We start from the raw sequence: 11,716 nt of genomic DNA, 5'->3' as shown, positions 1-11,716 counted from the left end.
CAGGACCAGGAGGCCGGCGTGGACGAGCCGTTCCTCGAGCGACTGCTCGATGCGATGGAGGACCTGCGGGATGGGAACTTCCGTCGACGGCTGGTGGCGGGCACCAACGGCACCTCGGCCCGGATCGCGGAGGTGTTCAACCAGGTCGCGGCGCGCAAGCAGTGGCTGATCGGGGAACTCGTCCGGGTGCGCCAGGCGGTGGCCGAGGAAGGTCGCCTGCACGAGCGGCTGGCCAGTGGCGACGGCGGCCCGCAGGGCGGCTGGGCGCAGGCCATCGACGAGGTCAACGAGCTGATCGCGGACCTCATGCAGCCCACCGAGGAACTCAGCCGGGTGCTGGCCGCGGCCTCCCAGGGCGACCTGTCGCAGCGGATGACCGAGCAGACCGAGCGGCGGCCGCTGCGCGGTGAGTTCGCCCGGCTGGCGACCACGGTGAACGGGCTGTTGTCGCAGCTCTCGCTGTTCGCCTCCGAGGTCACCAGGGTCGCCCGTGAGGTGGGCACCGAGGGCAAGCTGGGCGCGCAGGCCGATGTGCCGGGCGCGGCCGGGCAGTGGCGGGCGCTGACCGACTCGGTGAACCTGATGGCCTCCAACCTGACCAGTCAGGTGCGGGACATCTCCTCGATGGCCGGGGCGGTGGCCAACGGCGACCTGACCCAGCAGATCACGGTCAACGCCAGTGGTGAGGTGGCGGCGCTGGCGGACACGCTCAACTCGATGACCGGCACGCTGCGCACCTTCGCCGGCGAGGTCACCAGGGTCGCCCGCGAGATCGGCACCGAGGGACGGCTGGGCGGTCAGGCCCAGGTGCCGGGCGTGGCGGGGACCTGGAAGGACCTCACCGAGAACGTCAACTTCATGGCGCAGAACCTGACCTCGCAGATGCGCAACATCGCCGAGGTGACCACCGCGGTGGCCACCGGCGACCTGAGCCGCAAGATCACCGTCGAGGTCTCCGGCGAGCTGCTCGGGCTGAAGAACACCGTGAACACCATGGTGGACCAGCTGTCCTCGTTCGCCGATGAGGTCACCCGGGTCGCGCGTGAGGTCGGCACCGAGGGCATCCTCGGTGGTCAGGCGCAGGTGCCCGGTGTCGCCGGGACCTGGCGGGACCTCACCGAGTCGGTGAACTTCATGGCGAACAACCTGACCTCGCAGGTCCGCTCGATCGCCGAGGTGACCACCGCGGTGGCCAAGGGCGACCTGGGCAAGAAGATCACCGTGGACGCGCGCGGGGAGATCCAGGAGCTGAAGAACACCGTGAACACCATGGTGGACCAGCTCTCCTCCTTCGCCGATGAGGTCACCCGGGTCGCGCGCGAGGTGGGCGGGGACGGGCGGCTGGGCGGTCAGGCCCAGGTCGCCGGGGTCGCGGGCACCTGGCGGGATCTGACCGACAACGTGAACTTCATGGCGAACAACCTGACCTCGCAGGTCCGCTCGATCGCCGAGGTCACCACCGCGGTGGCCAAGGGCGACCTGACGCAGAAGATCACCGTGGACGCCCGGGGCGAGATCCTGGAGCTGAAGAACACCATCAACACGATGGTGGACCAGCTCTCCGCGTTCGCCGACGAGGTCACCAGGGTCGCCCGCGAGGTGGGCACCGACGGCAAGCTGGGTGGTCAGGCGCAGGTCCGCGGGGTGGCGGGCACCTGGAAGAACCTGACCGACAACGTCAACGTGATGGCGGACAACCTGACCGTGCAGGTCCGCTCGATCGCCACGGTGGCCACCGCGGTGGCAGGCGGCGACCTGTCCAAGAAGATCGCGGTCGAGGCCAAGGGCGAGGTCAACGCGCTGGCCTCCACCATCAACAGCATGGTGGACACGTTGCGCGCCTTCGCCGACGAGGTCACCCGGGTCGCCCGCGAGGTCGGCACCGAAGGCATCCTCGGTGGTCAGGCCACCGTGCCCAACGTGGCCGGGACCTGGAAGGACCTCACCGAGAACGTCAACTTCATGGCGGACAACCTGACCGCCCAGGTCCGCAACATCGCCATCGTCACCACCGCGGTGGCCAAGGGCGACCTGTCCAAGAAGATCGACGTGGACGCGCGCGGCGAGATCCTGGAGCTGAAGACCACCGTCAACACCATGGTCGACCAGCTCTCCTCCTTCGCCGCCGAGGTCACCCGGGTGGCCCGCGAGGTCGGCACCGACGGCAAACTCGGCGGTCAGGCCCAGGTGGAAGGCGTCGCGGGCATCTGGCGGCGGCTCACCGAGAACGTGAACCAGCTGGCAGGCAACCTCACCACCCAGGTCCGCGCCATCGCCGCGGTGGCCACCGCGGTCACCGCCGGTGACCTGACCCGGCAGATCACCGTCGACGCCGAGGGCGAGATGGCCGATCTGAAGGACAACATCAACCAGATGATCGGCAACCTGAAGGCCACCACCACGGCCAACCGGGAGCAGGACTGGCTCAAGACCAACCTGGCCAGAATCACCTCATTGATGCAGGGACAGCGCGACCTTGCCACCGTGGCACAGCTCATCATGAGTGAGCTGACCCCGGTGGTGTCCGCGCAACAGGGCGCGTTCTTCCTCGCCAGGCAGCTGGCGGAGGAGGACACGGTGCTGGAGTTGACCGCGGGCTACGGCTACCGCGCGCAGGCCGAGGAGCCACTGCGGTTCGGCCTCGGCGAATCGCTGATCGGCCAGGTCGCCATCGAGAAGAAGACGATCATGGTGTCCGGGGCGCCGCCGGACTACCTGCGGATCAGCTCCGGCCTGGGCTCCACCGCGCCGGTCAACGTGGCCGTGCTGCCGGTGCTGTTCGAGGGCAGCACCCTGGGAGTGATCGAACTGGCCTCGGTCAGCGAGTTCACCAGCGTGCACCAGGACCTGCTGGAACAGCTGCGCGACCTGATCGGCGTCAACGTCAACACCATCCTGGCCAACTCGCGCACCGACCTGCTGCTGGCCGAGTCCCAGCGCCTGGCCCAGGAACTGCGCGCCCGCTCCGAACAGCTCCAGGCCCAGCAGGAGGAACTCCAGCGCTCCAACACCGAGCTGGCCGAGAAGGCCACCCTGCTGGCCACCCAGAACCGCGATATCGAGATCAAGAACATCGAGATCGAACGCGGCCGCCAGGAGCTGGAGGAACGCGCCCAGCAGCTCTCGCTGGCCTCCAAGTACAAGTCGGAGTTCATGGCCAACATGAGCCACGAGCTGCGCACCCCGCTGAACAGCCTGCTCATCCTGGCCAAGCTGCTCGCGGACAACCTGGAGAACAACCTCACCGACAAGCAGGTCGACTACGCCCGCACCATCCACGACGCGGGCAGCGACCTGCTCCAGCTGATCAACGACATCCTGGACCTGACCAAGGTCGAGGCCGGGCACCTGCTGCTGCAACCCGCCGAGGTGGCCGTCACCGAACTGGTCCGCTACGTCGAGGCGCTGTGCCGCCCGCTCACCGTGGAGAAGGGCCTGGACTTCGCCATCCTGGTCGACCCGGCCGTGCCCGAGGTGCTGCACACCGACGAGCACCGGCTGCAGCAGATCCTGCGCAACCTGCTCTCCAACGCGGTCAAGTTCACCCACGAGGGCCGGATCCGGCTGGAGATCCGCAACGCCGACGTGGCCGAGGTGCGCCGCTCCGCCCTGCGCGGACAGCGCTCGCTGGTCGCCTTCGCTGTGCAGGACACCGGCATCGGCATCGCCGCGGACAAGCTGGGCGTGATCTTCGAGGCGTTCCAGCAGGCCGACGGCACCACCAGCCGCAAATACGGCGGCACCGGCCTCGGCCTGTCCATCAGCCGGGAGCTGACCGACTTGCTGGGTGGTGAGCTGCAGGTGCGCAGCGCGCCGGGGCACGGCTCCACCTTCACCCTGATCCTGCCGGTCGAGCCCGCGCACGAGATCACCGTGCCCGCGGTGCGGGTCGAACCGCCGGTCGAGCCGGTGATCCGGTCCCTGACCGCGGGGTCCGGCGAGGAAGACCCGTTCGAGGACGAGATCCCGGCGCCGCCGCGGGCGCCGCTGCCGGTGCAGGTGCGCCTGCCAAGGGAGGACCGCGGCAGCGAGACCCCGATCCGCTTCCACGGCGAGAAGGTGCTGGTCGTGGACGACGACCTGCGCAACGTCTTCGCGCTGACCAGCGTGCTCGAACTGCACGGACTGCACGTGGTCTACGCCGACAACGGGGTGGCCGGGGTGCGCGCGCTCGAACAGTACGACGACATCGCGCTGGTGCTGATGGACATCATGATGCCCGAGCTGGACGGCAACGCGACCATGGCCGCGATCCGGGAGATGTCGGCCTATGAGGACCTGCCGATCATCGCGGTCACCGCGAAGGCGATGAAGGGCGACCGGGAGAAGAGCCTGGCCTCCGGAGCCACCGACTACGTGACCAAACCGGTGGACACCGAGCACCTGATCCGGTTGATCGCCGGCTACCTCGACACGGACACTGATCCACTCGGCATCGAGGCTTAGCATCGGAACCCAGTGGGTAGACGACACTGGGGAACGTGCACGCACCACCTTTGGGGCACTGAACGTGACAGAGCAACTGGGCGACCCTCAAGAAGGGGTGTCCCGGAACGTAGGGCTGACCGCGCTCGCCGCGTTCGAGTCGGCCCCTTTGCTGGTCTGGCTGGTCGACGGGCTGCGCAACCTGCCCCTCGGCGCGAACGCGGCCGCCCGCGCGCACGGCGCCGGGCCCTTCGGCGGTCCGGAACTCCGGGCCGCCGTCACCGAGGCCGCGCTCACCGGTCAGGCCACCCGGGTCACCCTGGAACTGCACGCCGGCGCGGTCACCCCGCTGCTGGGCGGGGACTCCGCGGTGCTGGTCGTGCTGGCCGACCTGGCCGAGGCGCTGCGCCCCGGCACGGAGGCCGCCGAGGCGCACACCGTGCCCGGGGTGGCGGTGGCCGGGGTGCACCGGGTCAACGCCAGCCTGTCCGCCACCGCCGGCGACTTCTACGAGGCCATCCCACTCGACGGCGGCCGGATCGCGCTGGCCGTCGGGGATGTCGGCCAGGGCGAGGACACCTCGGGCGCGATGACCCGGCTGCGCGGCGCGCTGCTGGCCTACCTGCTGGCAGGCATGGGCGTGGAAGAGGTCATGGCCAACCTGGGCCGCTTCGCCGGGCGCACCGCGGGCGCGGCGGGCAGCACCGCCAGCCTGGCCGTGCTCGACCCGGGCAGCCTGCGCCTGGACTACGTCACCGCGGGGCACCCGCCGCCGCTGCTGATCGGCGCCGACGGCGGCAGCCGGGCGCTGGCCCGCACCGGCGGCGCCCCGCTGGGCTACGGCGACGGCGCCTACCGCGCGCAGACCGCCCAGCTCGTCGCGGCCGACACGGTCCTGTTGCACACCAACGGACTGCTCTGGCTGCCCGGCCCGGACGCCGAACGCAACGCGCACCTGCTGCTGCGCCGCGCCGGAGCCCGGCTCACCGAGTCCGGGCTGACCGTGGAACAGGCCGGGCGGGCCATCATCGAGGACCTGGCAGGCTCCCGGCAGCTCCGCGACGAGGCCGTGCTGCTGGCCGCCCGGCTGCGGCCGAGCGTGCCCGCGCCGCTGACCATGATGGTGCCCGCGCGGCCGGACCAGCTGCGGCCGGTGCGCAGGCAGTTCCAGGACTGGCTGAGCGCGGCCGGGGCCAGCCAGCAGGACGTGGAGATCCTGCAGCTCACCTCGGGTGAGGCGATGACCAACGCGATCGAGCACGCCTACCCGCCGGGCACCGCGGGCCAGGTCGAGTTCCGGGCCCGGCTCGACCCGGACGGCACCGTGCAGGTCGACATCACCGACCAGGGCGGCTGGGTCGCGCCCCGGCACGACCGCGGCTCCCGCGGCCGCGGCCTGCTGCTGATGCGGCAGTGCGTGGACGAACTGCGGGTGTCCCCGACCGGACACGGCACCTCGGTCTGCCTGCGGCACCGGCTGCGCGGACTGGACGTGGCCGAGCACGACGACGGCCCCGGCGCCGGATTCGGCGCGCCGCAGGAGGCCAGCAGGCTGCCTGCGGGCGCGGACCTGCGCACCGCCTACGTCGGCGAACGGGTGCACGCCTGGCTCTCTGGCGAGCTGGACGGCGCGGCCACCGAGGTGCTCGGCCGCCAGCTGGCCAACCTCACCTGCGGCGGCACCGTCCCGCTGTCGGTGGACCTGTCCCAGGTGGGACACCTCTCCAGCGCCGGGGTGACCCTGCTCTTCGAGCTGGCCCACCAGGCCAGCACCGCGGGCTGCCGCCTGCACGTGCACGCGGCCACCGGCAGCTCGGCGGCGTACGTGCTGGCCAACACCGGCCTGCACGCGGTGGCCGAGGTGATGGTGGTGGCCAGTCAACCGGACGAGCCCGAGCGCAGCCCCGCGGCAGGCATTCCCCCGAGTTGACGAGCAGGGCCTGCTGCCGACGCGGTGCGCGGCGGTCTAGGGTGGCAAGCAGCGCGCGAGTGAGGGACAGGGGAACCGGAGTGGAGCAGCCGGACGTCGTGGAGCCGCACGGCTCCAACGCCACGGGCAGTGGCGCACCGATCCTGCCCCCGTACGCCGAAGGCGACCCAGAAGAGCTGATCAGCCTGGAAGTGCGGACCGGGGACGCGGACACCGCGGTGGTCGCGGTCAGCGGCGAGGTCGACATGTACACCGCGCCGCTGCTGGAGGACTGCCTGCGCACCGAGTCGGTGGCCGCCAGCCGCAGGCTGGTGGTAGACCTGTCCCAGGTCGACTTCCTCGACTCCAGCGGCCTGGCGCTGCTCGTGCAGGTGCACCAGCAGGCCAAGGAACAGGAACGCGAACTGCGCGTGGTCTGCGTCGAGGGCATCGTGAAACGGGCCATCACCAGCACCGGCCTGGACAGCACCCTGGCCCTGTACGCCGACGTGACCTCAGCCAGCGACTAACCCCACCCCCGGCGTGTTGGCCGAACTCGTACGCCGAGTTGGCCAAACTCGTACGCCGAGTTGGGCCAAGTGGGTCCGGAACGGCCAACTCACCGTCCGGAACGGCCAACACGGCGTCCGGAACGGCCAACACGGCGTCCGGAACGGCCAACACGGCGTCCGGAACGGCCAACACGGCGTGAGTGTTCAGGCGCTCAGCAGGGCCTCCACGCCGCGGGGGAACACCGCGTCGCGCACGTACTCCAGGACCGTGTCCCGGAAGGCCGCCGCGGCGTTCGTCAGCGCCACATCGGTGCGGTGCGCCAGCGCGATGGTGCGCGGGATCCCCGGCGGCGCCAGCGGCGTGGCCCGCAGGCCTGGCCGGTTGACCAGCACCAGACTGGGCACCAGGGCCAGGCCGAGCCCGGTCTCCACGAACCGCAGCACCGCGTCCATCTCGCCGCCCTCCACCGCGAAGCGTGGTTCGATCCCGGCGCGGCGGCAGGCGGCCAGGGTGGCCTCGCGTAGGTCGTAGCCGGGGCGGAACATCACCAGTTCCCGCGCGGCCAGCTCCTCGATCTTCAGGTGGGTCCACCGGGTCAGCGGCTTGGCGCTGGCGGGGCTGGCCACGACCAGGGGTTCGCGCAGGATCGGCGTGGTGGTCAGCGCGGGTTCCGCGCCGCTGCCGGGCACGATGATCAGCGCCAGGTCCAGTTCGCCGCGGGTGAGGTCCCGGACCAGGTCTTGCGAGCCGCTTTCCTGCACGATCAGGCGGATGCCGGGATACCGGTCGCGGAAGCGGCGCAGCACCTCGGCGACCAGGCTCACGCACATGCTCGGCGTCGCGCCCAGGCGGACCCGGCCGCGGCGCAGGCCGACGAGTTCCTGGACCTCCAGCCGGGCGGTGTCCACATCGGCCAGGATGCGCCGGGCCAGCGGCAGCAGCGCCTCGCCCGCCGGGGTGAGCGCGATGTTGCCGCGGGCGCGGCTGAACAGCGGCGCGCCCAGCTCCTCCTCCAGGACCTTGATCTGTTTGGAGAGTGAGGGCTGCGCCACATTCTGCAGGTCGGCGGCCTGGGTGAAGTGCCGGGTCTGCGCGACCGCCAGGAAGTACCCGAGCTGCTGCAAGTTCATTTCGATAGCGTACGGCTATCGAGTCCAGCCATTCCATATATTGGACGACTCATCGCAGCGCTCCTACCGTCGATCTATGGCTGTTCCCAGCTTGACCACCGCCGTCCCACCACGGACGCCGACCGGCCGTGTCCGCCGGTCGCCCCGGATCTCCTCGGTGATCCTCAAGGCCGTCATGGCCGTGACCGGACTGGCCCTGTTCGGCTTCGTCGTGGCGCACATGGTCGGCAACCTCAAGATCTTCTTCGGCGCCGGGTCCTTCGACAGCTACGCGCGTTTCCTGCGTACCGTCGGCGAACCGCTCATCCCGGAGCGCGGACTGCTCTGGATCATGCGGATCGGGCTGCTGGTCGCGGTCTTCGCGCACATCATCGCCGCCACCATGCTGGCCCGCCGCGCCCGCAGGGCCCGCCCGGTGCGCTACCACCACCGGGCCAAGGTGCAGGGCAGCTACGCGGCCCGGACCATGCGCTGGGGCGGGGTGATCATCGCGCTGTTCGTGCTCTACCACCTGATGGACCTGACCCTGCTGTGGCTCAACCCGCACGGGGTGCACGGCGAGGCCTATAACAACGTCACCTCGGACTTCCAGCGCTGGCCGGTGGTGCTGGTCTACACCCTGGCCGTGCTGACCCTGGGCTTCCACCTGCGGCACGGAGTGTGGAGCGCGCTGCGCAGCCTCGGCCGCGGCCGGGCCCGCACCGAGGCGCGGCTGCGGCTGATCGCGCTGACCGTGGCGGTGCTGATCTGCGCCGGATACCTGTCCGTCCCCTTCGCTGTGCTGACCGGGTTGGTGAGCTGACATGAGCTATTTCGTCGAGGGCGACCCGATCGCCGACACCCGGGCCCCAGACGGCCCGATCGAGAGCCGCTGGGAACGCCGCCGCTTCGGCGCGCGGCTGGTCAACCCGGCCAACAAGCGCAAGCTGAGCGTGATCGTGGTCGGCACCGGCCTGGCAGGCGGTTCGGCCGCGGCCACCCTGGCCGAACTGGGCTACCGGGTCAGCTCCTTCTGCTACCAGGACAGCCCGCGCCGGGCGCACAGCATCGCCGCGCAGGGCGGGATCAACGCGGCCAAGAACTACCGCAACGACGGCGACAGCGTGCACCGGCTGTTCTACGACACGGTCAAGGGCGGCGACTTCCGCGCGCGGGAGTCCAACGTGCACCGGCTGGCCGAGATCAGCACCCAGATCATCGACCAGTGCGTGGCCCAGGGCGTGCCCTTCGCCCGCGAGTACGGCGGCCTGCTGGACACCCGCTCCTTCGGCGGCGCGCAGGTGGCCCGCACCTTCTACGCCCGCGGTCAGACCGGACAGCAGCTGCTGCTCGGCGCGTACCAGGCGCTGTCCCGGCAGATCCACGCCGGCCGGGTCACCATGCACCCGCGCACCGAGATGCTGGACCTGATCGTGGCCGACGGCCGGGCCCGCGGCATCGTGGTCCGCGACCTGGTCTCCGGGGAGGTCTCCACCCACTTCGCTGACGCGGTGGTGCTGGCCACCGGCGGCTACGGCAACGCCTTCTACCTCTCCACCAACGCCAAGGGCTGCAACACCACCGCGATCTGGCGGGCACACCGGCGCGGCGCGCTGTTCGCCAACCCCTGCTACACCCAGATCCACCCGACCTGCATCCCGGTCAGCGGCGACCACCAGTCCAAGCTGACCCTGATGAGCGAGTCGCTGCGCAACGACGGCCGGGTGTGGGTGCCGCAACAGGCCGGGGACACCAGGCCGCCCAACGAGATCCCCGAGGACGAGCGCGACTACTACCTGGAGCGGATCTACCCCAGCTTCGGCAACCTGGTGCCGCGCGACATCGCCTCCAGGGCCGCGAAGAACGTCTGCGACGCCGGCCGCGGGGTCGGACCGGGCGGACTGGGCGTGTACCTGGACTTCGCCGACGCGATCCGCCGCCTCGGCCGGGACGCGGTCTCGGCCAGCTACGGCAACCTGTTCGAGATGTACCAGCGCATCACCGGCGAGGACCCGTACTCGGTGCCGATGCGCATCTACCCCGCGGTGCACTACACCATGGGCGGGCTGTGGGTGGACTACGACCTGCGCAGCACCATTCCAGGGCTGTTCGTCATCGGCGAGGCCAACTTCTCCGACCACGGGGCCAACCGGCTCGGCGCGAGCGCGCTGATGCAGGGCCTGGCCGACGGGTACTTCGTGCTGCCCAACACCATCGGCGACTACCTCGCCGACGGCCCGTTCGAGACGGTGGACGCGGAGCATCCGGCCGCGGTGGACGCGGTCGCCGGGGTGAAGTCCACTGTGGACAAGCTGCTTTCGGTGAACGGGACGAGAACAGTGGATGACTTCCACCGCGAACTCGGTCGCCTGATGTGGGACCACTGCGGCATGGAACGCAGCGAGGAGGGCCTGCGCAAGGCCCTGGACCGCATTCCCGAGCTGCGCGCGGAGTTCTGGCGCGAGGTCAAGGTGCCCGGCACCGGCGAGGGCCTCAACCAGGCACTGGAGAAGGCGGGCCGGGTGGCCGACTTCTTCGAGCTGGCCGAACTGATGTGCGTGGACGCGTTGCACCGCACCGAATCCTGCGGCGGCCACTTCCGCGCGGAGAGCCAGACCCCCGACGGCGAAGCCCGCCGCGACGACGAGCAGTTCAGCTACGTCGCCGCCTGGGAGTTCGCCGGCGCGGGCCAGTCACCGGTGCTGCACAAGGAAAACCTCGCCTTCGACCACGTCACCCCCAGCCAGCGGAGCTACAAGTGAGACTGACCCTCAACATCTGGCGCCAGACCGGGCCCGAGGACAAGGGCAGGATGGTGCGCTACCAGCTCGAAGAGGTCTCCGAGGACATGTCCTTCCTGGAGATGCTCGACGTGCTCAACGAGAAGCTCACCCTGGCCGGGGATGAGCCGGTGGCCTTCGACCACGACTGCCGCGAGGGCATCTGCGGCATGTGCGGCATGATGATCAACGGCATCGCGCACGGCCCGGAGAAGGCCACCACCGCCTGCCAGCTGCACATGCGCCACTTCGACGACGGCGACTCCATCACCATCGAACCCTGGCGGGCCGCGCCGTTCCCGGTGGTCAAGGACCTGGTGGTGGACCGCAGCGCCTTCGACGAGATCATCCAGGCCGGCGGCTACGTCAGCGCCCCCACCGGCAGCGCCCCCGACGCGCACGCCACCCCCGTGCCCAAACCCGACGCCGACACCGCCTTCGAGGCCGCCGCCTGCATTGGCTGCGGCGCCTGCGTGGCCGCCTGCCCCAACGGCTCCGGCATGCTGTTCACCGCCGCCAAGGTCACCCACCTCGGCCTGCTGCCGCAGGGCCAGCCGGAACGCGACACCCGGGTGATCAACATGCTCAGCACCCACGACGCCCTGGGCTTCGGCGGCTGCACCAACGCGGGCGAATGCACCACGGTCTGCCCCAAGGGAATCCCCCTGGAATCGATTGCCCGCCTCAACGCCGACTACCTCAACGCCAAGCTCCGCTAACCCCTCCCCGGCGTGTTGGCCGTTCTCGTACGCCGAGTTGGCCCAAGTGGTACGGGTCTTTGGCCCAAACGGGACGCCGAGTTGGCCCAACTCGGCGGCTGCCGGTCCACAACGGCCAACGTGGCGTACGAGTTGGTGGTTTCTAGCGGTTGTTGCGTCACGGTGGGCTAGCGATGCTGGGCCAGGAGCGTATGCATGCGCTGGGCTGGGTTGTCCCAGCCCAGTGTCATGCGTGGTCTGCGGTTGAGTCGTTGCGCGATC

At 70.3% G+C, this 11,716-nt stretch carries 7 protein-coding genes; 6 read left to right on the top strand and 1 reads right to left on the bottom strand.

Annotated features, from left to right (window positions below):
- The first annotated feature begins 18 nt into the window (after positions 1 to 18).
- The 3 genes from ACTOWY_RS43840 (at position 19) to ACTOWY_RS43830 (ending at position 6,864) form a co-directional block, all read left to right on the top strand.
- Positions 19 to 4,446 (top strand): HAMP domain-containing protein, encoded by a 4,428-nt coding sequence (locus ACTOWY_RS43840; protein ID WP_441315523.1) that lies wholly within the window; start codon positions 19 to 21, stop codon positions 4,444 to 4,446.
- Positions 4,447 to 4,543: 97 nt separating this feature from the next.
- Positions 4,544 to 6,355, top strand: a complete 1,812-nt coding sequence (locus tag ACTOWY_RS43835) for an ATP-binding protein (RefSeq protein WP_441315522.1) — start codon at positions 4,544 to 4,546, stop codon at positions 6,353 to 6,355.
- A gap of 59 nt (positions 6,356 to 6,414) precedes the next feature.
- Positions 6,415 to 6,864 (top strand): STAS domain-containing protein, encoded by a 450-nt coding sequence (locus tag ACTOWY_RS43830; RefSeq protein ID WP_441315521.1) that lies wholly within the window; start codon positions 6,415 to 6,417, stop codon positions 6,862 to 6,864.
- 186 nt (positions 6,865 to 7,050) lie between these two features.
- Here ACTOWY_RS43830 and ACTOWY_RS43825 read toward each other — a convergent pair whose 3' ends face one another.
- Positions 7,051 to 7,977 carry a LysR family transcriptional regulator gene (locus ACTOWY_RS43825; RefSeq protein WP_441315520.1) on the bottom strand — a complete coding sequence of 309 codons (927 nt, stop codon included), beginning with the start codon at positions 7,975 to 7,977 and terminating at the stop codon, positions 7,051 to 7,053.
- A 76-nt stretch (positions 7,978 to 8,053) separates the two neighbouring features.
- Here ACTOWY_RS43825 and ACTOWY_RS43820 point away from each other — a divergent pair, with 76 nt between their 5' ends.
- Genes ACTOWY_RS43820 through ACTOWY_RS43810 form a run of 3 tightly spaced genes read left to right on the top strand, consistent with a single transcriptional unit; the run spans position 8,054 to position 11,455 of the window.
- Entirely contained in the window at positions 8,054 to 8,779 is a 726-nt protein-coding gene (locus tag ACTOWY_RS43820) for a succinate dehydrogenase cytochrome b subunit (protein WP_441315519.1), read from the top strand.
- Between the two features lies 1 nt (position 8,780).
- Positions 8,781 to 10,718, top strand: coding sequence for a fumarate reductase/succinate dehydrogenase flavoprotein subunit (locus ACTOWY_RS43815; protein ID WP_441315518.1), 1,938 nt, complete (start codon positions 8,781 to 8,783; stop codon positions 10,716 to 10,718).
- Positions 10,715 to 11,455: a succinate dehydrogenase/fumarate reductase iron-sulfur subunit gene (locus ACTOWY_RS43810; protein ID WP_441315517.1), complete on the top strand. Its 741-nt coding sequence runs from the start codon at positions 10,715 to 10,717 to the stop codon at positions 11,453 to 11,455. The genes ACTOWY_RS43815 and ACTOWY_RS43810 overlap by 4 nt, the downstream gene beginning before the upstream one ends.
- Positions 11,456 to 11,716: the final 261 nt, after the last annotated feature.

The organism is Crossiella sp. CA198 (assembly GCF_052078295.1).
Lineage (GTDB): Bacteria > Actinomycetota > Actinomycetes > Mycobacteriales > Pseudonocardiaceae > Crossiella.
The sequence above is the reverse complement of the archived record's forward strand: the minus strand, read 5'-3'. Positions and strand labels throughout refer to the sequence as shown.

Excerpts from the sequence above, each read along its gene's own strand:
- ACTOWY_RS43820 (WP_441315519.1), top strand. The coding sequence starts at position 8,054 with ATGGCTGTTCCCAGCTTGACCACCGCCGTCCCACCACGGACGCCGACC.
- ACTOWY_RS43825 (WP_441315520.1), bottom strand. The coding sequence starts at position 7,977 with ATGAACTTGCAGCAGCTCGGGTACTTCCTGGCGGTCGCGCAGACCCGG.
- ACTOWY_RS43815 (WP_441315518.1), top strand. The coding sequence starts at position 8,781 with ATGAGCTATTTCGTCGAGGGCGACCCGATCGCCGACACCCGGGCCCCA.